Raw genomic sequence first — 23,205 nt, forward strand, 5'->3', positions numbered from 1 at the left:
TATGGGTCGGATCGAAAGGCAGAAGGCCGAACAGGTTGAACAGATTGGTCGGATCGGGCGCCGACAAATCCTTGATCCAGCCGTAGAACGGCGCGTGGCGCATTTCGATGGTGACGAACAGCACTTTGTAGAGCGAGAAGAACACCGGAATCTGCAATGCGATGGGAAGACAACCGGCGATCGGATTGATCTTCTCCTTCTTGTAGATCTCCATCATCTCCTGTTGCTGCTTCACCTTGTCGTCGGGATAGCGCTCCTTCAGCGCCGCCAGTTGCGGCTGCACCGACTTCATCTTCGCCATCGAGGCGTAGGATTTGTTGGCGAGCGGGAAGAACAGCAGTTTCACCAGCACGGTCACCAGCAGGATGGCGACGCCGAAATTGCCGACCAGGTGATAGAACCAGTCGAGCGCCAGGAACATCGGCTTGGTGATGAAGTAGAACCAGCCCCAGTCGATCAGCAGATCGAAATGGTTGAGATTGAGCTGTTTGTTGTAGCCGCCAAGACCAAAACCCGGAAAATTGATGCCGACCACGCTGGCTTCCTTGGCGCCGGCGAACAGCCGTGCGTTTGCAGTTCCGGTGCCGCCGATGGCGATGGTCTGCGGATCGAGCAGGTAATCGGTCTGGTAGGTCCTGATGGCGCCGACCGGATTCGACGAGAATCGCGCCTGCAGCTGCGCGTTGGTATCCGGCAGCAGCGCGGAGGCCCAATATTTGTCGGTGATGCCGAGCCAGCCATTGGTGACCTTGAAGTTGACGGCCTTGTCGTCGTCGATTTTCTTGTAGCCGTATTCCTGCAGGCCCTTGTCGCCGAGATAGCCGACCAGGCCTTCATGCAGGATGTAATAGCCCTCGACATGCGGTGCGCCGTGCCGCGAGATCAACGCGAACGGATACAGCGTTGCCGGCGCGGTTCCGACATTGCTCACGTCATCCTTGACGGTGAACAGATAGCGGTCGTCGATCGCAATGGTGCGGCGGAACGTAAGGCCCTCGCCATTGTCGTATTTGAGGGTCACCGGACTGGTCGGCGTCAGGCTGCCCGACCCCTCCTGTTGCCATTGCGTATTCTGATCGGGAAGCCGCACCGTCGAGCCTGAGGCGGCGACCCAACCGAATTCCGCATAGTAGGGAGTTGCCGTGCCCGAGGGCGAGAACAGAATGATCGGTGGCGAAGCCGGATTGACGGTCTCGCGGAACTGGATCAACGCCAGATCGTCGATGCGGGCGCCCTTCAAGGAGATGCTGCCGCTCACGCGCGGCGTCTCGATCTTGATGCGCGGCGAACCGGCGATCGCGGCATCGCGGCTGACGACGGTGGCCGCGGGCTGATTTACCGCGGGCGCGTTGGCCGATGGCGTCGTGCCGGCTTGCGGCGTGGTGCTGCCGGGGGCGCCGGGCTGGGCCGTTGGATTCACCTGTTGGGTCTGCGTCTGGCTCTGCGCCCGCTGCTTCTCCATCTGCGGGATATTGAAGAAATATTGCCAGCCGATCAGCACGAGGCCGGACAGAATGACGGCGAGGATGGTGTTGCGGTTATCAGTCATCGTTCAAGGTCTCGTCATTCAATTCGGGTTGCGGCTTGTGGCCTGCGAGCATTTTGGGGCTGCCGATCGAGGCGATGCAGCGCCGAGCGGAGATCGTCCAGCATGGTGGCGAAGTCGTGGGTCAGCGCCGCACGACGGCCGACTAGCACATAATCACTGTGCGGTCGCATCGATATGGCATCCAGCCGCTTCACCAATTCGCGGAGCCGGCGGCGGACCCGGTTGCGTTCGGTCGCGGTGCCGACCTTCCTGGTCACGGTAAAGCCGACGCGGACCGGACCGTCATCGCCGCGGGCGCGGCTCTGCAGGACGAACGCAGCGCTGTTCGCCCGCGGCCCATTGGCAACGGCGAGGAAGTCCGCCCGCTGCCTTAGCCGATCCATGATGAGATCTCGGAAAGAGGCCCGTTCAGGCGCTCAGACGCTTGCGGCCGCGCGCGCGGCGTGCGGCGAGAACCTTGCGGCCACCGGTCGTCGCGAGACGGGCACGAAAGCCGTGACGGCGCTTGCGCACCAGTTTGCTGGGTTGATAAGTCCGCTTCACGGGTCGTTCTCCGCTGACCGGGCAATTCGCCTGATAAATGAGATAAGTCCAAAGATGCTGGCCCCAAACATGGACCGTTTCCGGCCCAAATGAGCCGCCCCGGTCAGACCGGGCCATCGCGGACAATTGGCGCGGCTTATACGGGAGCGACCCGTTTTCGTCAATGTTGCCAAGCGTCATTTCGGAGCGCTTCGAAACGGGGTAATTGTCGCCAATAGTGCGGGTTTCGCGGTGTTTGCAGGCGAACGGCGGACGTTCTTGCTGAGCTGGACTTGGCGCGCGCGTGCGTCCTCCCTAGATGGGGGTCTGGCAGACATTAGCGATCCGTAATTTGACCGGTTCCGGAGCAGGACGCATTCTGAAGACCTGAGATCAGAGGCAGATATCGTGTCAAACGCTGCGCCGCAGCCAAAAGCCGACCTGTCGCGGCGGCTCGGGCTGTCCGGCAAGCTGCTGTTGCTTACCATTCCGCTGGTGATGATCGCGGGAATGCTGATCTATGTGCCCTCGATCGCCAACTTCCGGGTCAACCGGCTGAACGACCGGCTGGCGGCGGCGAATACCGCCGCTTTGGTGCTGGACGCAGCCCCCTCGGGCATGGTGCCGGATTCGCTGGCCCGGCAAATCCTCGGCAGCATCGGCGCGCGCGCGGTCGCCATCAAGATGGGGCAGCAGCGCCGCCTATTGGCGAGCGCCGACCTGCCGCCCCAGATCGACCATGACATCGACATGCGCTCGATGACGGTGTGGTCGGCGATTGTCGATGCGTTCGAGATGATGCTGGAGAGCGGCAACCAGTCGATCCGCATCGTCGGGCCCGCGCCCGGCGGCGCGCAATTCATCGAGGTGGTGGTCGACGAGTTGCCGTTGCGACAGGCGATGTACCGCTTTTCCAGCAACCTGCTGCTGGTGTCGCTGGGGATTGCGATCCTGACCACGGCGCTGGTGTATCTTGCGCTGCATTATCTGTTCGTGCGGCCGATGCGGCGACTGACGGCCAATCTGGTCGGCTTCCATCAGGATCCGGAAAGCTCCGCGCGCATCATCGTGCCGAGCCAGCGCGGCGACGAAATCGGCGTCGCCGAGCGCGAATTGTCCGACATGCAGCGCGACCTGGTGTCGATGCTGCATCAGAAGAGCCGGCTCGCAGCGCTTGGGCTTGCGGTATCCAAGATCAATCACGACCTGCGCAATCTGCTGGCGTCCTCGCAACTGCTCTCGGACCAACTCGCCAGCGTGCCGGATCCGCGGGTGCAACGCTTCGCGCCGAAACTGATGCGCTCGCTGGAACGCGCCATCGCGTTCTGCCAGTCGACGCTGTCCTACGGCCGCGCGCAGGAGGCCGCGCCCGACCGCCGGATGATCGCGATCGAGCCTGTCGTGAACGAAGTGCGCGAATCGGCAGGCCTTGCGTCGGATGCGTCGATCACCTGGATCAGCGCGATCGAGCGCGGGCTCGTCATCGACGCCGATCCCGATCAGCTGTTTCGCGTCCTGCTCAACCTGGTGCGCAACGCAGCCCAGGCGCTGGAGGGCCGGCCGCGCAGCGACGCCGGGACCCAGCAGATTCGCATCACCGGCCGCCGCGAAGGCACGGTCGCCATCGTCGAGGTCTCCGATACCGGCCCTGGCGTTCCGGTAAAGGCCCGCGATCACCTGTTCGAGGCATTCCAGGCCTCCGGCCGCCCGGGCGGCAGCGGACTTGGCCTTGCGATCGCCGCGGAACTGGTCCGCGCCCATGGCGGCGACATCCATCTGGTGGAAGGCACCATCGGCGCGACGTTCCGGATCGCGATCCCGGACCGGCCGGTGGAATTGCAGACCGTGCGCAGCGAGCGGGCGAGGGCGTAGGAATCACGCCGTTTAGCGGGTTTCATGCGGGTTTTCGGTGGACCGACCGCGCTCCCGGCCTGACGGATGACTGCTTCCGGACCTTGCCAAGCAGGGCTGGAGCCGGTAGCTATGGCCCGCTTTCGCAGGCATTCTTATGCCCCGGAACGCAGCGGCATCGGGGCTACCGCGCCCCGAAATACAAGCCAAAACACGCGCCCGTAGCTCAGCTGGATAGAGCACTAGACTACGAATCTAGGGGTCAGGAGTTCGAATCTCTTCGGGCGCGCCACTCGGCTCCTAAAACCTTGAAGTTTCTGAAAAGTCGTGCATACCAATGGCTTAGGGGATTGCCTTACCCACACAAAGGCCCCCACACTCGTGCGCACAATGCCCTACATCGAACCCGACCGCAAAACCGGTATCTATCAGTCCGTTGTTGGTGTCATTCCTTTGTAAGAGATCGCCTGTAGATCCGTCACTATTTTTTATATAAGCGGGGATTCTTAAGTTCTTGTCTAAGGGGCTTCGTCCTGTGAAGTGAACGAAGAATTTGACATGGTTTAAAGTCCGAATTCGCCTGCGCCCTTGGCTTCGCTCATTCGAACTCGTGCTCGTTTCTGGCTCTCTAGCTCGCTGTCGCTCGCTCGTTCACCAGAAACTTCACCCGTTTATCATTATCAATTTCCTGGATGAAGTTTATTGCGATGGAAGTTTGCTAATGTCGCTTTTGCTAATGGAGCTAGTCGCGATTCATATGAGCAGTCGATGACTTGATGGCTATGGATCGATAGCTGGAGAGCCAGGACGGAGAGAGCAAGCGTCAGCTTGCGAACGTATCCATTCGTTAGAAACTGGACACAAATCTATTCCCCCGCTCCTATCAAAGCTGAGTAGCCTGACCATCACGATGGAGGCGTCTCTGATAGAAGCAGGGGGAGATACGTAGCCGGTTCATTCGTTGAGTCTTCGACAGTGACTTCCAGCAATGTAACGGTTTTATCCGTAACAGGTGGCCACCCGTAGCCCTGTTTTTAGTTGCTGTCTCCAAATGCAAGCATTCTGGCGGTTAGAAGTTGGTATGACCAACATCAGCGTGTCACCCAAGCCAAGTCACGCGACCGGGGCGTCACGAGCCGTCGTCATCGTTGGGACGTTGCGGCTCTCTTTCGATCAGCTTCAAACGACTGATCAGCGTCTTGGCCTCGGAGCCTGCTCCTAATGCGGTCCTGTTTCCCGCGTCAGAGTTTTGGCCGGGCCAGCCACCGAACTCACAAGGAGCGCCCGCCGAATACAAGTCTATTTATCCGTCGCGCCGGTCCGAATGCAATATTAAATTTCGAACGACGCACTAACGCCACTTATCAGAGGCGGCTTTGGCGGACCGTTTCAGATTTTTCGGAATGGACCTGATACCACTCACTCCTGCTCTCACCGAGGACACTTGCCTGCATCATTTCGCGTGCTCCTCCTACCCGAGGTACATTTTCGCTATGACCCAGTCTCTTTTGTCCTCAAAACTCAACACGAACTTCGGGCCAAAATGCTCAACTGTGAACTGCCTTTTCGTTTGGGGCTCGATTCTAGCCCGCAGGTCTGCCGGCGTGACGCTCGAAGCGTCGAGCACCAGGGCAAACCAATCTGATGGTTCGCCGGGTCTGGTACCCAGAACACATCGCCTTCAATATTGGCTTGAGTCACAAGATGCGTTGACGCACGACGATTGAAAAACCCGTGAGCCTCTGCATACAAGTGTCCGGCATTCTTCGCTAACATCGGGTCGCCACCGTGGGCTTTCAAGTAGAGCATCGTCACGATCTGATAGAATGCGATTTCTTCTTTCAGACGCTGTGGGATGAAGTGCGCGAGTACGACCTCAAGTGTGTCAGGATCGTCAGCAAGAGGGCCCACAAGCCGTCGGGGTACTTGCTGATAGGCGTCTCGCGCTCCGTGCGACAGAATTTGCGAGCGGGAAGTCAGTCTGTGCGAAACCCGAGCTAACTCGTTTCTGATTTCCTGCAAAGAGGCCAGCACAACTTCGTGGCGCGTGTCATGCGGATGCTGCACGTGATGTTTCTCATTCAAGTATTGTCGTCGTCATTCATGTCGCGTCTCCATATCTGAGCCGGGTGGCCGCGAAGGAAGGACATAGATGCACGCTCGAGGATTCGAAAGCCAACCCATGAGACTGTCCATTTGGTCACGTTCGGCCATTCAGGCCCCAGCACTAATTGGAAAAGCCCGCGATTTTCAGCATTAAACAGACCCCTGTCACATCCCATCTCAGCAACGGTCTGAAGGCCATCGCAGATATCGAACACAGGGACGCCAAGCTCACCCGGGGGCGGAAACCGTACCACCAATGTGACCGCGCATGGGATTGGCGTGAAGATTATCGCGAACGCCGCACATGGAGAGGCGGGCCGGAGCCAAGAGCGGCACCCTTCTGAAGGTGGACGCATGGAAACACTTTCAGCATTCGCTCGATCATCAGAATAGCCACGGCGGCTAGTACGTGGATCATCCCGCCTCCATGTACCGAGGGCTGAAACAGCATCCAGGCTGATTCCATCCTTTTGCGCGAATGCCGTTTGACTGAGACCTACGCAGGTACGCGCTTCATGGACTGCATAGGCCAGATTCATCCATTTCCCCGGAAATTTGTCGGCCGAAACGTGGGTTACCTATTCTACATTCCAATGCCGCGCCACTCGTGAAACGCTGTGATTGCGTTGTTCAGACTTTTCGTTCGCCGCCGTGATATCTCAAGCAAGCAGAAGGGTTCGCGCAAACAAATTGAAACAAGCGATGTCGTTGTGCTTACTAAGGCTACTGATTGATACTGTTGAAAAGGAAGTTTTTAATGTCTCCAAATGATACGAACGAAGTCAATGCTCTCAAAACGATGGCAACCGCGATCGCGCTGCCAAATGACTTGAATAATACTGTTACCAAAAATGTTAACTGTCCGCATGAAAGCTGGAGAGATAACTACAACCACGAAGTTGTCGCTTTAACTGGCGAGATGATCGAGGTGAGCGGGCACCTCGCTTCACTCAATAAGATGCAAACAGAAGTGTCACGGGCCGCCTGGCAAAGTATCCAAGCGCTGAACAACATTGAGAAACGCCTCGCGGCATATCCGCCAGCCATGCCTCCTGGAACGGTGCTCCCTCTGGACATGTACGTACAGAAATCCAGGGGAGGGCGGGGCTTGAGCACTTCAAAGCCGGCCGAAGACGGGATTGATGTCGTTCTGGCTCACCTCATCCCCCAAGCAAACGCTATGACATCGCTTTCAATCAAATCGTTCCGACTGTGCTTTTGAAAGGGTTAAGATTAGTTATGGGCAAGAACAGTTCCCATTTGTATTGGTCATCAACCGGGCGTCGCAACGGGCGAGCGGCGGTGCACCTTCAAGACGAGGCCGAAGGGATATACGGAAACGTCCTTTGGGTACCATCTCCGCTCAAAACGGAAAGATGGTTTCCGTTGGTTCTCGAGAAGCCTTCTGAAGACATAGCTGATTATAGAAGAAGACTGCACAACCTCTCAGTTGAACGCTACACGATAGACTGGCTACAAAATGGCACGATGTTCCTATCCTTCGCGCACAAAAACGACCAGCTTACGGCGAAAATGGCTCTGAGTGGTTTATAGACGTTTAGCGCTAGGGCTGGGCCTCCGATGCTAGAAGATCTGTTCCCAGCCCAAGAGTTCGCTGTGTACACTTTCGAGGTTCGAAGCCACAGAGGACGGCTTCTGGAGGCTGACCCGCGCGTTACCCTCGAAGCTCGCCTGGAAGGGTCCGACCTTGGCGGAGACCTTTCCATTGATCGCCCCCTCCTCATTCCGACCGAGGTATTCTGCGCCCGGCAGACATGTCGCCACGCTGGGCACATTATGGAAGAAGGCCCAGACAGCGGGAAGGGGCTGGCAACGAGGAAGTTCTGCTTAATTTCAATTACGAACCTCCTTGGTATAAACATCGGTTCGACGATCGGTGCGGGGATTCATCAACTTCGCCGGATGTTGCGCAGCCACAGCACAAGCGGCTCAGTGCGGCTGCAAATCGATTTGGGAGGCCATCGAGCGATTGCAGCCGAAGTCCTGGACCACTTCCGAGATCAACATCGACATTTGTGAGAGGAGATCGGCACGGCGCAGTCCGTCTTCTTCAGCGTCCACGCCGTCGCCCATGGTTGGCGGACAGCGACGCCTACGAGGACCATGTGGGCGAGGCGGTTTTGGGGCAGCGGAGGGCCCCGTTCGATTGGCGCCTTCGTGAGGACACCGAACTCGGTCTGCTCGTCCACGACGAGACCAAGCACACAGACATCATGGACATTCGAGCGGAGGAAGTGGATGCAGCGCCTGATCGATGCCGAACCGCAGGTCTGGAACGGTGAAACCGGTTCAATCTCCGACCAGTGCAAAGCGTACGATCGTTGGACCGGCGTAAACCCCGGTCCGCAGATCGATGGTCAGCCTAGCCGGGTGAGTTTCGAGGCAGTCCGCTCCTTTGTGGCGGGCGGAATGCTCACACGCCCAGTCGCGGACGGGCATCGGTGGATGGTGCGAACCCGATACTGGTGGCGCGATAACCGGACCCCAACGGGTCAAATCTCGCGATCCAAGGTTCGTGTCGCCATCGGGTTATCGTTCTGACGACCGAGGAGCTACCGGCCGCAGTCCTGCGCGTTGCCGATCTCATTTGTTGGAGCATTTTCGCTCTCGAAACGCCGGAGTTCGGTCGCGACCTCGTGGACGTACAGACCGACCGGGCCGTCACTTCCGACAACGTAGCCAAGGCCGCACAAAAGCACCGGGCTCGCCTCGGCGGGATCGCAATCATCTCGAACAAGCTGCACACGCCCCATCGGTGGATACGCGTCGGCGAAGAAGCGTTTGGACGTTGGCTTCTCGACATTCGTCCGGTTTTGCTGGCGGGTGGCAGCATCAATCTAAGCGGGCCGATGCCAGCAAATGTCAGATGGTCCCTCTAGTCGGTGACGCGAGCGATCACGCGACGCGCCTTTCCGCTGGTAGGTGCAATGCTCCGGGCGATGAAAAGGTTTTGATTATCGCTGACTTTTATAAACCCGCAGCACAGCAGAGATTTGCTTCCCAAATCCTTGGAGCCGTAACTGTCGAGAATGTCGATCTCACCGACCTCACGGCCTTCGCGAACCGGTTCGACGTCAGATCGACAGACGCCACCCATCAGATTGTTTCGTTTGCCGAGTCTGTGATGGTGAACGTCGGGGCTAATGACATGATGGCCCGATTAGCGACATTGCGTGCAGGCCGCGAACGCCGTGTTGCTTCCAATGCCGAAGCCGCAGCCCTTCGGTTCGAAAGCGAGAGGACATATTCTGCGGCGGGCGCGGTGCTGGCTGCTATTAATGAAGGAGGCGGAGCTCGTTCCCACCGACCGGCGATCCTGCGGGGTGCGTATAACTTGCTAAAGATTTGCGATCACACCGGGGTCTCGCCCGTCGAAGCAGCTATTACAGTACGAGAACAGTCTCGCCTTATCGGCAGACCACTAGCGAAGCGTACAGTCGGAAGCACACGTCTGTTGAAAGGGCTTGAAGGTGAGACGTGCGTTATTCTCGAGACAGAAAACCTTACCGCTAATCACCTCTATGTGGCCATGACGCGGGGGGCCAAGCAGCTAATTATCTGCAACCATGGTAATATTCTATCCCCGGCTCGATAACCAGGCTTAGGACTCGATCGCTCGCGGCAGACCGTTTTCAGCATCGAAGCGAAGCCGGGGCGTGTGTCTATCGGGTCCGCGCCTCGCACTGCTCCATCGTAGTATTCGGCAACGATCTCCCACGTCTTCGCGCGAAACGCCGATGCGTAGGCAAGCGTCGCCGCCGACTCTAAAATGCTATTTAGTGGTGCGGCCCGTTCATCAGGGCTATTTTCTTGAGCAAGCGGCCCCACCGCGTTGCCCCCTCAGGCGGTGGCCAGTTGGCCGCCGATCGGACGGCGCACGCCACGCCCTTTGCCCCCGGAAGGCGGGCGGCGCTGTCCGGCTCTTTTTGGAGAAACCCGTGGCAGTTGCAGGGCGTCGACATGGCGATGGTCTCAAGCAAGCGTCTAATCGCGGGGGCAGCAACCCCCAGCTCTGCGACGGTTTTCGCAGCCGGAAATCGAGCGATGACAAAAGTGCTGCTGATCGAGGATGACAGCGAGACGGCCGAGGAAATCACGGCAGAGCTGGCCGATCGCGGTTTTGAGGTCGAATGGTCGGCTAACGGAATAGAAGGTCTCGACAAGGCCCGGGCGTTGCGGCCCGACGCCATGATTGTCGATCGGCTGTTGCCCGGAATGGATGGGCTTACCGTTATCGAAGCGCTCCGGAAAGATCAGGTTCGCACTCCCGTGCTGGTGCTCAGTGCACTCGGCGCGGTGGATGATCGCGTCCGCGGATTGCGGATGGGGGGCGACGACTATCTCACCAAGCCGTTCGCGCTTGTAGAACTCGTTGCCAGGGTGGAAGCCTTGCTGCGCCGGCCGTTGGAATCGCGCGAGACGACGTTGCGGGCAGGGCCGCTGGAACTCGATCTGATCGAACGCACCGCCAAACGCGGCGACCGCGCGATCGATCTTTTGCCGCGCGAATTTCGCCTGCTCGAATATATGATGCAACGGAGCGATCAGCTGCTGACGCGAGCCATGCTTCTGGAGGAGGTTTGGAATTACAAATTCGTTCCGGCGACCAACCTCGTTGACGTGCACATGGGCCGGCTGCGCCACAAGGTGGACGGACCGGGTGAAACTCCTATGATCCACAATGTCCGCGGTGCCGGCTTCATTCTTCGCGCGGGACCATAAGGTGGCCGGTAGCGATGCGTTGCCGCGCATATTGAGCAATGAATTCGCGCGGCGAGATCCGATGCATCAACCGCAATTCATGCGTTCCAACACCTTCCGCTGGGCCTTCGCGGTAGCCGGCATGCTGGCGCTTCTCGTCATCGTGCTGTTCGGCTTTATCTATTGGAAGACCGACGACTACCTGGTCGCACGATCCGACACAGCGGTCGCCACTCAACTGAACTTCATCGCGGGCTTGCCCTGGGAACGCCGGCTGGAAGCGATCGATCAGGATCTGAAGCAGGATGCCCGCGGCGTTCATTATGCCGGACTGTTCGGCGCCGATGGCCGCAAGATAGCGGGCAATTTGGAACGGTTTCCGCCCGGGCTCAAGATGAATGACTCCGTCCAGGGAATCTCGGTTGTGCGGGCGCTTGCCGCAGCGCCGGAGACCCGCGTGATCCGCGCAATCGCCCGGCGCCTGCCGAATGGCGAGGCGCTGGTGATCGGACGCGACGTCGACGAAGCCAGGGAAATCTCCCATGTCGTCAGTCAGGCGCTGGCGCTGGGTCTGCTGCCGGCCTTTTGCCTGTGCCTGCTGGCCGGCGCTTGGCTGAGCATGCGCGCCCAGAAGCGCGTCGAGGAGGTAAATCAGCGGGTCCAGCGCATCATCGCCGGCGATCTGCGCGAGCGGCTTCCACACCGGGATGTCGATGAGCCGTTTTCCAAGCTCGCCGCCATCGTCAATGGCATGCTCGATGAAATGGAAACCATGATCCACGCGCTCGCCGGCGTCGGCAACGATATCGCCCACGATTTGCGAACGCCGCTGACGCGGGCGCGGCTCACCCTCGAACGCGGCCGCACCAACGCAACGACGCTGCAGCAACTCCAGGCGGTTGCGGACAGGGCGATCGGAAACATCGATCAATCGCTGACGATCATCACCGCGCTGCTGCGTTTGGCCGAAATCGAGAACAGCCGGCGGTCGGCGGCCTTCGGCAACGTCCCATTGCATGAAATGCTGCGCGAGGTCTGCGATATCTACGAGCCGATCGCCGAGAACAAGAATATCGACTTGCGGGTCGAGGCGGGGCACCGGCTGAGCGTACGTGGCGACCGCGATCTGTTGTTCGAGGCGGTCGCCAACCTCGTCGACAACGCCATCAAGTTTACGCCGGAGCGCGGCAAGGTAGAGATCGAACTGTTACGTGGCGAGCACGAAACCATCGTCCGCGTCACGGATACCGGCCCCGGGATCAGCGAACAGGAGCGCGAAGCGGTGCTGCGACGCTTCTATCGTTCCGACAAGATACGAAACACGCCGGGCGTCGGCCTCGGCCTGAACCTGGTGGCCGCGATCGTAAAGCTGCACGGCTTTCGCCTCGCGATCCGCTCCGGCAGGGGCGGCCGGCTGGAGATTATTTGTCCCGACAGCCAACAGGCCTGAACAGCTGCGCGATCGGGTCGCATCAACCGCGCGTCTATCGCACCTAAAGAAGAGTTTAGTGGGACGCTGAGAATTGTCTCTTATCTAGATGTCAGAGGGGCACAACACTCTAGAAGGACACAACCATGAAACTCACCACAATCGCATTGGCCTCGGCGCTCGCGCTCTCAGCTACCGCCGCCTTTGCAAACACCGCTCATCACAAATCGGCCGTGAGGGCCGATCGCGATGCTGCCCCGATGGTCCATCTGCAGCCGAACTACGGCAATCCGAACGGCAATCCGGACGGTCCGACCACGTTGAGCGGCACCGGCGACTCCTCGTTCGGCGGCTCCTCGCCCGGTACCAGCGGCTACAACTGACCAGCGAAATCCACCGGGTGCGGCGCGGCTGAGGGCTGGCTAGCCCCCGGCCGCGACCGTTTGTGTACGCTGCTCGCCAGGCTGACAGTCTCTTCCGAGCGGCAGATCGAGCTTCTGCCACACCGAAATCATGGCATCCGCCAACTGTCGGATCAGCCGGACGTCATGCGCAGGCGTTGGCGTAATCCGCAATCGCTCGGTGCCCCGAGGAACCGTGGGATAATTGATCGGCTGGATGTAGATCCCGTGCCGGTCAAGCAGCAGATCGCTTGCCTGCTTGCACAGGTCGGGATCCCCGACCATGACCGGTACGATATGCGTCTCTGTCGCCAGCACGGGCAGGCCGGCTTCCCGCAACGCCGCCTTGGTAGCCGCCACCGCGGCGCGCTGGCCCGCACGCTCTGCACCCGACGTCTTGAGATGAGCGATCGATGCTGCCGCAGCCGCGGCTATGGCGGGCGGCAAAGCTGTGGTGAAGATAAATCCGGGAGCATGGGATCGGACGGCATCCACGACAGCGCTCCCGCCGGCGATGTAGCCTCCGAGCGTGCCGAAGGCTTTTGCAAGCGTTCCCTCGATGACGTCGATGCGCGCCATCACCCCGTCTTGCTCGGCGACGCCGGCGCCGCGCGGTCCGTACATGCCGACGGCATGCACCTCGTCGAGATAGGTCATCGCGTTATAGCGCTCCGCGAGATCGCAGATCGCCTCGAGTGGAGCGACGTCGCCGTCCATCGAATAGACGCTCTCGAACGCGATCAGCTTCGGGCGGCCGGGCGCCCTGCGCGCGAGCAGCTGCTCCAGGTGGTGAAGGTCGTTATGACGCCAGATCTGTTTGGCGCAGCCGGCGGCACGAACGCCTTCGATCATCGAATTATGGTTGAGCGCATCGGACAGGATCAGGCAATCCGGGAGCAGTTTTGCGATGGTCGCGATGCCGGTATGGTTGGACACGTAGCCCGAGGTGAAAACCAGCGCCGCTTCCTTGCCATGCAGGTCGGCAAGCTCGGCCTCCAGTTCGACCAGCGCCCGATTGGTACCCGAAATGTTACGCGTCCCGCCGGCGCCCGCGCCCATCGCGCGCGCGGCGGCACACATCGCTTCGATTACTGCCGGATGCTGGCCCATGCCGAGATAGTCGTTGGAGCACCACACAACGACATTCCGCTTGCCGCTCGGGCTGTTCCAGATCGCATGAGGGAACTGTCCCGCCTTGCGCTCGAGGTCAGCGAAGACGCGATAGCGGCGCTCACGTTTCAGCGCAGCAATGGCGGATTGAAAGCTCCCGACATAGTCGAACATCCTTGGCAATCCCTTCCTGATCGGGTTGGCGGCTACGCCGCGCTCACCAAGCGAGGCGGCTGTTGTCAGTCCGGATGTCACGGCCTCGCGGTCTGAATGTTGAGATTGTCCGTGACCGGCGTGCCCGACGCATGGGTTAGCGGCGGGCGTTTGGACTCTTTGCTCATTGATGTTGCTCCTTAGGTGACGTGTTGAGCGTGTTGGAAGAACGCTCGCGGCGGGTTTGCCGATCGTTCGGCAGGTCTCGACGGTGACCCATGCGGGCAGGGCGGCACACTCAAAACGAAGCCGGCGCCGCGGACGTTGCGGATCAGGGGAGTCTCATTTGGCCCGTCGACCTTGCGACGCAGTCGGCCCATGTGAACATCGACAAGGTTCGTTTCCGGGACGAACTTGTAATTCCATACTTCCTTCAGGAGAGTTGCCCGCGTCAGCAACTTGTCGTTCCGGTGCATCATGTATTTGAGCAGTCGAAACTCGCGCGGCCGCAGATCGATCTGGCGGTCGCCGCGCTTCGCGGTTCGATCCAGCAGGTCGAGCTCGAGCGGTCCGACGCGCAGCACCGTTTCATTCTGCGGGGCAGGCGGCCGGACCGAATGTTGTTCGCTCGATGTCGCAAGCGGCCGGTTCAAGGCGTCATCGTTTCGCAGCGACGATCCGCGCATGCGATCAACTACCTTCTCGAGGGCATGCGACAGCAGCGCATGAACCTCGGCATCCTTCAAGACAAGATGGGGTTGCATTTTGGCCGGTACATCCTTGACGAGAAGGCGCACCAGAATGGGCAGGCCGTCGACATCAACCAGAAGCTCCGCCATTTCATCCCGTAACGTTGGCGGCATCCGCGTGCTACGAACAGCGCTCCGATGCTGCCCAGCTCCGGTTGCTGAAGTCAGCAAATGTATTGAGGCTGATCGCGGCTCCGAAGTCTTTGAATCATTGCCGATGAATGCCAATTCCGCTCGATCGGGTGGGCGGCGGTTGGTGTTATAAGCTCTCATCGCGATGTCCTTTCGATTGCGGAACGGTCTCCGGCGCGCCGGATCGGTTGATGGTTCGGCAGATATCATCCGTGATTCCTTGCTGCTCCCAGGCGGGAAGGTTCATGAAGCTCTTGCCTGGTTTTCGAGAAGCAGGAACGCGCTTTCGCAGTGGTCCGCGTAGCAACCGTGATCGCAGTAGATGAGGTGCGTCCCGACCTCTCGCAGACAGTTTTTTTCGATCGGCTGATCGCACCTCACGCAGAGGGCTTGCGGGCGCGGCGTCCTGCCGTTCACCATGATGAATCTCACGTCGCGCCTCCCAATGCGAAGCAGAACACGGTATCGGATTGGTGCAAGACATTGGGCGGCGGAGCGCAGAGGTGATTTCTGCCATCCGGATTGTCCCTGTTCCGCTCTATCTTTTCCGTTGGAATAAGAATGTACTTTCCGTCTTCCCTCCGTTTGGCGTAGATGTTGCCGTTGACATACTTGATCTCGGCCGGGTAGCAGTCCGCATCATTGCAACAGCTGGCTGACGGATTGTCGGGCATGCGCCATGTTGAATAGAATTTCTCGTGCAGCAGCTGATCCTGCGGGGGATGGCGGTGAAGCCCGGAGTGGCCTTGTCCATCTTGCGCCTGGCCGCGCGTCACCAACACGCCGCAAAGGCAGCTCCCCAGCAGGAGTTTGCATAACAGGGTCATTGCGTAGGCTCCCGAACTTCGGAAAACCACCGCGCGCGTTTCGCCGCGACCGTTGTCAGGCGGCGTGGAGTCGGCCCAACCATATGCGGTCGCCTTGCTGGCGGGTCTTGAAGCGGTCAGCGCACTTCTTCGAACAGAGGGCGGTTCGCCAGGAGTAGTGCCGTACGAGGCCAAACTTTCCGTCGCAGATCGCGCAACGCCCGGCTGCGCGGTTCCAGGGATATTGGGGACTGTTGCGCATTTTTGCCTCCTGTGGCCGTTGCGCGCGTGGTGGTCGGTACCCGCCCCTTGTTGGCCGTCACAGGTGTGGTTTGCCGGCGGAACACGTGCGTGACCGTCGAATTCGTCGCGGTTGCGCTCAGTCTCCTTGGCCGGGCTCGTGGACATGTGTCACCTGCAATCGGCTCTTCCGATTTGCAGCGAGACTAGTTGGATCGAGACGGCTCACTCAATCGTACGTGAGTAAGCGTCCGATATAGAAAAGCATCGGGTGAACTATACGGAGGTTTAGGGTGTTTCCCTCGCACTCCAGCGAGCAATATCGCCTCAGCGCGAGCGGGGCGCGAGGCCGCAACCATCGCCGCGCCTGTATTGGAACGAATTGCTGATTTTCCTCCAAAGTGCTTTACTCCGGATCGCGGAGGTCCGGGCCGTTCTACGAAATGATGCGTAGCCAGACCAGGAACTTCCGGAATTTGGTCATGCAGTTTCTCCCGGCAGGATTGCGCTGGAACAGGTGACCGCTGGCGTTCTTTCGGCCTGCCCGCCTAAAGGCGGGCGACGTTGGCCGTCAACAGCCTCACCACCTGATCGGGACGAGGAAGGAGAATGACAAAATCTGATCTCCGTCGACCTTGGCCGCAAGTGCGTAGGATCTCTTACTACGCGATGGCGGTCTTGTCGGTTGCCGTTGCGATAGTTGCTGCGGAATTCACGGCGCGATTGCTGAATGCCGAACCCATCGCTTCGTTGATGCTTTGCGCCGTTATTGTCGCTGCATGGTTTGGGGGCTTCGGCCCGGCGCTGTTGGCGATCGCGCTCGCCCTCTTTGCTTTCCATTATTACCTGGTGCCCCCAATCAATTCATTTACCTGGAAGTACAATTTATTCACTGCGAGTATTTCGGAGGTGCCTCGTCTTATTCTTTTTTCCATTACGTCGCTGTTTGTCGCATTCGTGGTTTCGGCGCAGAGAAAGACAACGGAAGATCTCCGGCGTTCGGGCGAGAACCTGCAGGCGGCGATTGCGGGTCAAAGCCGGATCGAAGCCGCGTTGCTGCTGAGTGAAATGTATCTGACCGAAGCGCAGAGGCTGAGCAGCACCGGGAGCTTTGGATGGAATGTCTCCACCGGAGAGCTTTTTTGGTCGGACGAAACCTTCCGAATCTTCCAGTACGATCAAACGGTGAAGCCGACCCTGGAACTTATTGTCCAGCGCACCCATCCGGACGATCGCGCCGCCGTGCAAAAGACCATCGACAACGCGTCCCGCGCCGGAAGAGATTTCGACCATGAATATCGATTGCTGATGCCGGATGGCTCGGCAAAACATGTTCATGCCGTAGCTCGGGCGGCGAGAGCTCCGTCGGGCGGCGTCGAGTTCTTCGGAGCGATAACGGATGTGACGGTTGCAAAGGAGGCGGAACGGAAGCTGCGACGCAGCGAAGCCTATTTGGCCGAAGCCCAACGTCTCAGGCTTACAAGCAGTTGGGCTTGGGATGTGCGCGGCCGAAAATGGGCGTATCGGTCGGCCGAGGTGTACCGCTTATTCGGGTTTGATCCCGAAGAGGGCGATGTGCCGCTGCAAGCCTTCAGGGATCGTATTCTACCCGAAGACAGGATTCCTAATGCGGAAGCGGCGACCCGGGCGATCCAGGAGAAAGCGGACTTCGAAGTTGTTTTTCGGATAGTTCTGCCGGACGGATCGATAAGGCGCGTGCATTCTGTGGGACATCCCGTGGTCAATAGCGACGGCGAAGTGACCGAATTGATCGGCACGCATGTGGATGTCACCGAGCAGCACGAAACCAAGGAGAAGTTGCAACGCGCTTTCGACGAAATCAAGAAATCCGAAGATCGCCTTCAACTGGTGATCGACACCATCCCGACGCTGGTCTGGCGCGCCGGAACGGACGGGGTCCCGGATTTCCTCAATCAACCAGCCCTCGACTATACCGGCCTCTCATTGGACCAGGCCGAAACCGGCTGGCCTCGCGCGTTTCATCCGGACGACAAGAAGGGCATGTTGCGGAAGTGGAGCGCGATACGGGAGTCCGGCGTGCCGGGCGAGCTTGAAGCCCGGCTGCGGCGCTTCGACGGGGAGTATCGCTGGTTCTTGTTCCGGGCCGAGCCGCTGCACGACGAGGGCGGCAGTATCGTCAAATGGTACGGGTCGTCCACCGACATCGAGGACCGCAAGCGGGCCGAGGAGGCACTTCGCGAGAGCGAGCAGCGCTTCCGCGACTATGCTGAAACGGGCTCCGACTGGTTTTGGGAGACCGGACCCGACCACCGAGTGAGCCGGGTATCGGATCACCTCAACGCTATTGGCATCGCGCCCTCAGGCCTGACTGGCCTGGCTCGCTGGGATATTGCAACCGATGTCGAATCCGAACCCCAAAAATGGCGGCTGCACCGGGCGATGCATGAGGCACATCTGCCATTTCGCGATTTCGTGTATAGCACCGTAAGTGCGAGCAGATCTCCGGTGTATGTCCGGTCAAGCGGCAAGCCGGTTTTTGACACAAGCGGCAGTTTCCTGGGCTATCGGGGCACCGGCACCGACATTACCGCGACGATCCGCGCGGATCATGCCGAACAGGAGTTGCGCAAGGCGCAGGCGGAACTCGCACATGTAACGCGGGTGACCATGCTGGGCGAATTGACGGCCTCGATCGCCCATGAGGTGAACCAGCCGCTCGCCGCCGTCATCGCCAACGCCGAGGCCTGTCTGCGCTGGCTTGACCGCGAAACGCCCGACCTCGCCGCCGCGCGGCGCTCGGCGGAATGGGTCATCAACGACGGCATCCGGGCGAGCGAGGTGGTCCGGCGCGTCCGCGCGCTCGCGCACAAGACCGGCATTGAGAAGGTGCCGCTCGACGTCAATGACATCGTCGGGGAGGTCATCGCGCTGGTACAGCGTGAGCTGGCCAGCCACCTTGTATCGCTGCGAACGGAACTGGCGCCGGCTCTGCCCAAGATCCTTGGCGATCGGGTCCAGTTGCAGCAGGTGATCATCAACCTCGTGATGAACGGCATTGAAGCAATGCAGCCGGTCACCGATCGGCCGCGCCAACTGGTGATCCGATCGCGTCAGGAAGAGATGCAATGCGTACTGCTGAGCGTTACGGATTGCGGCGTCGGAATCTCCGCCGAGAATGCAAACCGGCTGTTCAACGCCTTCTTCACCACCAAGTCCAGCGGCCTTGGCATGGGGCTGTCGATCTGTCGTTCGATCGTGGAAGCGCATGGCGGACGCCTGTCGGCTTCCGGCGATGAAGGCCGCGGCGCGACGTTTCAATTCGTCCTGCCCTTGCATCAAGAGGATGCGTCATGACCGAGCGACCCAAATCGTCGCACGAACCTGCGAGCGCAACGGAGCCGATCGTCTTTGTCATCGACGACGATGCATCGATGCGCAGGGCGCTGAGCAATCTCTTTCAATCGGTGGGGCTGGAGGTTGAGGTGTTCGGTTCGGCGTCCGAAATGCTGAAAAGCAAGCTTCCCGATGTCGCCAGCTGCCTCGTGCTCGACGTCAGGTTGCCCGGATTGAGCGGACTGGACTTTCAGGCCGAACTAGCCAGGGCGAACATCCATATTCCAATCATTTTCATGACCGGCCATGGCGACATTCCGATGACCGTCAGGGCCATGAAGGGCGGAGCGGTCGATTTTCTGACCAAACCGTTTCGCGACCAGGACATGCTGGACGCCGTGGTAACGGCGATCGGGCGCGATCGAAAGCGGCGCGAGGTTGACAAGATACTCGCGCATTTGCAGGTGCTTCTCGAGACCCTGACTCCCCGCGAGCGGGAGGTTCTGCCTTTGGTAACGTCCGGCCTCATGAACAAACAGATAGCAGCCGAACTTGGACTTGCCGAGATTACCGTGAAGCTCCATCGTGGGCATATCATGAGGAAAATGGATGCAAAGTCGTTGGCCGATCTGGTGAGAAAGGCCGAAACGCTCGGAATTCGTCGCACCAAGCCCTAGCGCGTACAAACCTAAGTATGATTTTACAACCTTAATTCAAAGCGCATTTGTTGGCTAGGAAGGTGCTAACGCAAGCGCCTTGCTCTCGCTTCAGGAAGACCCGTTTTGCCGACGCTTTCGGTGATTTCAGTTATTGACGACGATGCATCCGTCCGCGCCGCGACCAGCAATCTTCTCGGCTCGCATGGATACCCGGTTCAAACGTTTGCGTCGGCCGAGGAATTCTTGCGGTCGGCCCAGCTCAACGACTCCGCGTGTGTGATTGCGGACGTGCAAATGCCCGCTATGAACGGCCTGGACCTCCTGACGCATATGCGCAACCAGGGCCACAAGGCGCCGTTTATCTTTATCACGGCCTTCCCCGAAGAGAGCGTCCGCGCCCGCGCGCTGAAGGCCGGAGCCATTTGCTTCCTGACCAAGCCTTTCAGCTGCGTCGAAACTGCCCTGAAGCGAGATCGCGGCCGAACCGGCGAGTAAGACGGTAAGCGCCGGCACTGCGGCGGATCATGTCGCAGCGGCCACCTGATCGCAGGCGTCCAGCACACGGGTGGAATAGACGAGGGCGGCACCGGCATTGACGGTGGTGGCGACGCCGAGCGCTTCGGCGATTTCTTCCCGCGAGGCGCCGTGACGCGCCGCCGCCTCAGTGTGCACGGCGATGCAGCCGTCGCACCTGACGGTGACGGCAATCGCCAGGGCGATCAGCTCACGGGTCTTCGGCCCCAGCCGATTGGTCTTCACGCCCGCGGCGCTCAGCGCCTGATACCCCTTGATCGTGTCGGGGCTGAGCTTGGCAATCTCCCCGATCCGGACGGTGAGCTGCTGGCGATAGCTGTTCCAGTCGAGCATGGCCATGTGACTTCTCCTAGTTTCAGCCTGGATCAGGCCCAATCGTATGACCGCCGTCAGCCCGGCGTTACTTTGCATAGGGAAGGCCGACCTGCTGCAACTCGGGCTGCGCGCTCGCGGCACCGGGGATCAGAACGGCCCCATCGACCAGATAGGCAGCGGGGTCGTTCGAGACCACTAAAACAGAATTTAGTCGCGGAGCTGCGGCGGCTTTCCTACGTAACCTTGGTCCAACCATTCCAGGAGACCAAGATGAAATTGGCATTGATCGGCGCCGCTGCCATCGCCGCGACAGCTTTCGCAACTCCGGTTCTGGCGCAGGCCGTTATCGAAGACCCCGGCTATTGCGCGCAGTTCTACCCCAACGCGAATTGTCAAAATCTGGGGCCGGGCAATCCCTACACCGATGGCGGTTACTATCGGCAGTGGCGCAGCGGAAACGTCAGGACGCCGCGTCATGCGGCCGCGCGCGATGCGGATCGCTACACCGGCGGACCGAAATCAGGCGATTGACGAAGGAGGCATCGGTGCTCGGCGAGATCGGTTTTGTCGGCCTTGGTCACATGGGAACGGCGATGGCCGCGAATCTGGTGGCCAGTGGCCGGCGGGTGATCGGCTATGTCCGCCGCCCGGATCAGATCGGCAGGCTTGAGGCGCTCGGTCTCAGGGTTACAACCGCTATCACGGACCTGCTCGACTGCAAGGTCGTCATCAGCATGTTGCCGGATGACGATGCCGTTCGCGAAATCGTGTTCGGCCGCAAAGACGTCGGCCTCGAAGGTCTGGCCGCGGGCATGATGGGCGGCGCGATCCATCTGTCGATGAGCACGATCAGTACGGCGGCTGCGTCGATGCTGGCGGGTGAGCATGCGCGGAACGGCCAGGGCTATGTCGCCGCACCGGTGTTCGGCAATCCGGACGCCGCCAAGGCGCGCCAGCTGTTCATCGTCGCCGCCGGCGTCACCGCGGACGTTGAGCGGTGCCAGCCGATCTTCGACGCTCTCGGACAAAGAACCTTTGTGACTGGCGCCAAGCCGGAAGAGGCAAACCTCATAAAACTGCTCGGCAACATGATGAGCGCGACGGCGCTGGAGATGCTCGCGGAAGTCGTTGCCGTCGTCCGCAAGCGCGGGCTGGATCCGCAACCTTTCATCGACATCATGACCAGCACGATGTTCGGCGGACGCGCGCACAAGATCTACGGCGACAAGATTGCTAGGCAGGCCTACGCGCCCGGATTTGTCTTGCCGCTGGTGCTTAAGGACGTGCGCCTGGCGCTCGCCGAAGCAGAGAAAGCGGGCGTCCCGATGCCATCGGTGGGCGTTGTGCGGGACCGCTTGATCACCGGAATTGCGCGTGGCTACGGCGAGCTCGACTGGACCGCCCTTGGCCTCATCGCCGCGGAAGAGGCGGGGCTCACCGCCGCGCCCGTGGTCGGCTCCAACTGAGGTCGGAGCGTCCGCCAAACACACTGCCAAATCGCATGCACTCAACGAAAGAACAGGACCATGGCACGCCAGGCTGAAACTCTCAAAATGAACATGGAGCGTCGCGGGATTCCCGGCACGTCGCTCAAGGTGTCGCCCGTCGCTATCGGCACCTGGGCCATCGGCGGGTGGATGTGGGGCGGCACCGACGAAGCGGAATCCATCGCAACCATCCAGGCCGCATTCGAGCATGGCATCAACATCGTCGACACCGCGCCAGTCTATGGCTTCGGCCGTTCCGAGGAGATCGTTGGCCGGGCGATCGCCGAAAGCGGGCAGCGCTCGCAGGTGATTATCGCCACCAAGGTCGGACTGCAATGGCAGGGCGGACGAGTATCCCGCAATGCCAGCCGCGCCCGCATCCTGCGGGAGGTCGAGGATTCGTTGCGCCGGCTTCGAACCGATTACATCGATGTCTATCAGGTTCATTGGCCCGACCCGCTGATTGCGATCGAAGAAACCGCGGACGCAATGCAGATACTGTTCGCGCAGGGAAAAATCCGCGCCATCGGAGTGAGCAACTTTTCGGTCGGCCAGATGGAACGGTTTCGCCGCGTCGCGCCGCTGCATGTGCTGCAGCCGCCGTACAATCTGTTCGAACGCGCAATCGAGACCGACCTTCTGCCCTATTGCCGGAAAAACAATATCGCGATGCTGGGATACGGCGCGCTGTGCCGGGGCCTGCTGTCCGGGCGAATGCGGGCCAATACGGCTTTCGACGGCGACGATCTCAGGCGAACCGACCCGAAGTTCCTAAAACCTCGGTTCGCACAATATCTGGCCGCCGTGGCGGAGCTCGATCGCCTCGCGCAACGTTTCGGCAAGCGGGTGATTCACCTGGCGGTGCGCTGGATGCTCGATCAGGGCATCACCACGGCATTGTGGGGCGCGCGCCATCCCGGTCAGTTGCAGCCGGTCGACGACGTGATCGGCTGGTCGCTCGATGCTTCCGCCAAGGCAGAGGTCGATCGGATCCTGCGCCAAACCATCACCGATCCGGTCGGCCCGGAATTCATGGCCCCGCCGGCCCGCAGCGTTGCAGCGTGATGCGATAACAGGTAACCGCGAATTTAATAGTTCTCCGCCTTCCCGTCGCTACCTTCAGGG

The 23,205-nt window shown here is 60.1% G+C and carries 21 protein-coding genes, 1 tRNA gene and 1 pseudogene; 13 read left to right on the plus strand and 10 right to left on the minus strand.

Annotated features, from left to right (window positions below; translation table 11 throughout):
• The 3 genes from yidC to rpmH form a co-directional block, all read right to left on the minus strand.
• Positions 1 to 1,549, minus strand: a 1,549-nt coding sequence (gene yidC, locus VGP39_RS08905) for a membrane protein insertase YidC (RefSeq protein ID WP_327567740.1), incomplete at its 3' end; no start/stop codon positions are given.
• A 14-nt stretch (positions 1,550 to 1,563) separates the two neighbouring features.
• Positions 1,564 to 1,932 carry a ribonuclease P protein component gene (gene rnpA, locus VGP39_RS08910; protein WP_327567741.1) on the minus strand — a complete coding sequence of 123 codons (369 nt, stop codon included), beginning with the start codon at positions 1,930 to 1,932 and terminating at the stop codon, positions 1,564 to 1,566.
• Between the two features lie 25 nt (positions 1,933 to 1,957).
• Positions 1,958 to 2,092 (minus strand): 50S ribosomal protein L34, encoded by a 135-nt coding sequence (gene rpmH / locus VGP39_RS08915; RefSeq protein ID WP_006609582.1) that lies wholly within the window; start codon positions 2,090 to 2,092, stop codon positions 1,958 to 1,960.
• Positions 2,093 to 2,479: 387 nt separating this feature from the next.
• Here rpmH and VGP39_RS08920 point away from each other — a divergent pair, with 387 nt between their 5' ends.
• Positions 2,480 to 3,943 carry a HAMP domain-containing sensor histidine kinase gene (locus tag VGP39_RS08920; RefSeq protein ID WP_327567742.1) on the plus strand — a complete coding sequence of 488 codons (1,464 nt, stop codon included), beginning with the start codon at positions 2,480 to 2,482 and terminating at the stop codon, positions 3,941 to 3,943.
• Positions 3,944 to 4,137: 194 nt separating this feature from the next.
• Positions 4,138 to 4,214 (plus strand) — tRNA-Arg (locus VGP39_RS08925).
• A 1,229-nt stretch (positions 4,215 to 5,443) separates the two neighbouring features.
• Here VGP39_RS08925 and VGP39_RS08930 read toward each other — a convergent pair.
• Positions 5,444 to 6,007: a hypothetical protein gene (locus VGP39_RS08930; protein ID WP_327567743.1), complete on the minus strand. Its 564-nt coding sequence runs from the start codon at positions 6,005 to 6,007 to the stop codon at positions 5,444 to 5,446.
• A gap of 778 nt (positions 6,008 to 6,785) precedes the next feature.
• Here VGP39_RS08930 and VGP39_RS08935 point away from each other — a divergent pair.
• Positions 6,786 to 7,250 (plus strand): hypothetical protein, encoded by a 465-nt coding sequence (locus tag VGP39_RS08935; protein ID WP_327567744.1) that lies wholly within the window; start codon positions 6,786 to 6,788, stop codon positions 7,248 to 7,250.
• A gap of 362 nt (positions 7,251 to 7,612) precedes the next feature.
• On the opposite strand, the pseudogene VGP39_RS28140 reads toward VGP39_RS08935, so the two are convergent.
• Both VGP39_RS28140 and VGP39_RS08940 read right to left on the minus strand, forming a co-directional pair.
• Positions 7,613 to 7,834: pseudogene (locus VGP39_RS28140) on the minus strand (SRPBCC domain-containing protein); the annotation flags it as partial.
• A gap of 144 nt (positions 7,835 to 7,978) precedes the next feature.
• Positions 7,979 to 8,110 carry a hypothetical protein gene (locus tag VGP39_RS08940; protein WP_327567745.1) on the minus strand — a complete coding sequence of 44 codons (132 nt, stop codon included), beginning with the start codon at positions 8,108 to 8,110 and terminating at the stop codon, positions 7,979 to 7,981.
• 805 nt (positions 8,111 to 8,915) lie between these two features.
• Between VGP39_RS08940 and VGP39_RS08945 the strand changes: the two genes are divergently transcribed.
• From VGP39_RS08945 to VGP39_RS08960, 4 genes are all read left to right on the plus strand, one after another.
• Positions 8,916 to 9,644 carry a hypothetical protein gene (locus VGP39_RS08945; protein ID WP_327567746.1) on the plus strand — a complete coding sequence of 243 codons (729 nt, stop codon included), beginning with the start codon at positions 8,916 to 8,918 and terminating at the stop codon, positions 9,642 to 9,644.
• Between the two features lie 449 nt (positions 9,645 to 10,093).
• Entirely contained in the window at positions 10,094 to 10,771 is a 678-nt protein-coding gene (locus tag VGP39_RS08950; protein WP_327567776.1) for a response regulator transcription factor, read from the plus strand.
• A 61-nt stretch (positions 10,772 to 10,832) separates the two neighbouring features.
• Positions 10,833 to 12,200, plus strand: coding sequence for a sensor histidine kinase (locus tag VGP39_RS08955; protein ID WP_327567747.1), 1,368 nt, complete (start codon positions 10,833 to 10,835; stop codon positions 12,198 to 12,200).
• Between the two features lie 125 nt (positions 12,201 to 12,325).
• Positions 12,326 to 12,562 carry a hypothetical protein gene (locus VGP39_RS08960; protein ID WP_327567748.1) on the plus strand — a complete coding sequence of 79 codons (237 nt, stop codon included), beginning with the start codon at positions 12,326 to 12,328 and terminating at the stop codon, positions 12,560 to 12,562.
• A 39-nt stretch (positions 12,563 to 12,601) separates the two neighbouring features.
• Here the strand turns inward: VGP39_RS08960 and hemA are convergent, their stop codons facing one another.
• The 3 genes from hemA to VGP39_RS08975 form a co-directional block, all read right to left on the minus strand.
• The gene (gene hemA, locus VGP39_RS08965; protein ID WP_327567749.1) at positions 12,602 to 13,864 is read right to left on the minus strand and encodes a 5-aminolevulinate synthase; all 1,263 of its coding nucleotides are present in this window, start codon (positions 13,862 to 13,864) and stop codon (positions 12,602 to 12,604) included.
• A gap of 179 nt (positions 13,865 to 14,043) precedes the next feature.
• Complete coding sequence (locus VGP39_RS08970) at positions 14,044 to 14,682, minus strand: winged helix-turn-helix domain-containing protein (protein ID WP_327567750.1); 639 nt, start codon at positions 14,680 to 14,682, stop codon at positions 14,044 to 14,046.
• 470 nt (positions 14,683 to 15,152) lie between these two features.
• Positions 15,153 to 15,551, minus strand: coding sequence for a hypothetical protein (locus tag VGP39_RS08975; RefSeq protein ID WP_327567751.1), 399 nt, complete (start codon positions 15,549 to 15,551; stop codon positions 15,153 to 15,155).
• Positions 15,552 to 16,439: 888 nt separating this feature from the next.
• Here VGP39_RS08975 and VGP39_RS08980 point away from each other — a divergent pair.
• The 3 genes from VGP39_RS08980 to VGP39_RS08990 all read left to right on the plus strand — a co-directional run bounded on the left by VGP39_RS08980 (position 16,440) and on the right by VGP39_RS08990 (position 20,239).
• Entirely contained in the window at positions 16,440 to 19,106 is a 2,667-nt protein-coding gene (locus VGP39_RS08980) for a PAS domain-containing protein (RefSeq protein ID WP_327567752.1), read from the plus strand.
• Positions 19,103 to 19,762 (plus strand): response regulator transcription factor, encoded by a 660-nt coding sequence (locus tag VGP39_RS08985; RefSeq protein WP_327567753.1) that lies wholly within the window; start codon positions 19,103 to 19,105, stop codon positions 19,760 to 19,762. The genes VGP39_RS08980 and VGP39_RS08985 overlap by 4 nt, the downstream gene beginning before the upstream one ends.
• A 105-nt stretch (positions 19,763 to 19,867) precedes the next feature.
• A complete protein-coding gene (locus VGP39_RS08990) occupies positions 19,868 to 20,239 on the plus strand; it encodes a response regulator transcription factor (protein ID WP_327567754.1) in 372 nt (123 codons plus the stop codon).
• Positions 20,240 to 20,266: 27 nt separating this feature from the next.
• Here the strand turns inward: VGP39_RS08990 and VGP39_RS08995 are convergent, their stop codons facing one another.
• A complete protein-coding gene (locus tag VGP39_RS08995) occupies positions 20,267 to 20,611 on the minus strand; it encodes a carboxymuconolactone decarboxylase family protein (RefSeq protein ID WP_327567777.1) in 345 nt (114 codons plus the stop codon).
• Between the two features lie 252 nt (positions 20,612 to 20,863).
• Here VGP39_RS08995 and VGP39_RS09000 point away from each other — a divergent pair, with 252 nt between their 5' ends.
• The 3 genes from VGP39_RS09000 to VGP39_RS09010 are packed head-to-tail and all read left to right on the plus strand — an operon-like array spanning position 20,864 to position 23,145.
• On the plus strand, positions 20,864 to 21,124 hold the full coding sequence (locus VGP39_RS09000) for a hypothetical protein (protein WP_327567755.1): 261 nt from the start codon (positions 20,864 to 20,866) through the stop codon (positions 21,122 to 21,124).
• Entirely contained in the window at positions 21,121 to 22,059 is a 939-nt protein-coding gene (locus VGP39_RS09005; protein WP_327567756.1) for an NAD(P)-dependent oxidoreductase, read from the plus strand. Before VGP39_RS09000 ends, VGP39_RS09005 begins: the two co-directional genes overlap by 4 nt.
• A gap of 60 nt (positions 22,060 to 22,119) precedes the next feature.
• Positions 22,120 to 23,145 carry an aldo/keto reductase gene (locus tag VGP39_RS09010; protein ID WP_327567757.1) on the plus strand — a complete coding sequence of 342 codons (1,026 nt, stop codon included), beginning with the start codon at positions 22,120 to 22,122 and terminating at the stop codon, positions 23,143 to 23,145.
• Positions 23,146 to 23,205: the final 60 nt, after the last annotated feature.

The sequence above is a fragment of the Bradyrhizobium sp. genome, from assembly GCF_036009065.1.
GTDB lineage: Bacteria > Pseudomonadota > Alphaproteobacteria > Rhizobiales > Xanthobacteraceae > Bradyrhizobium.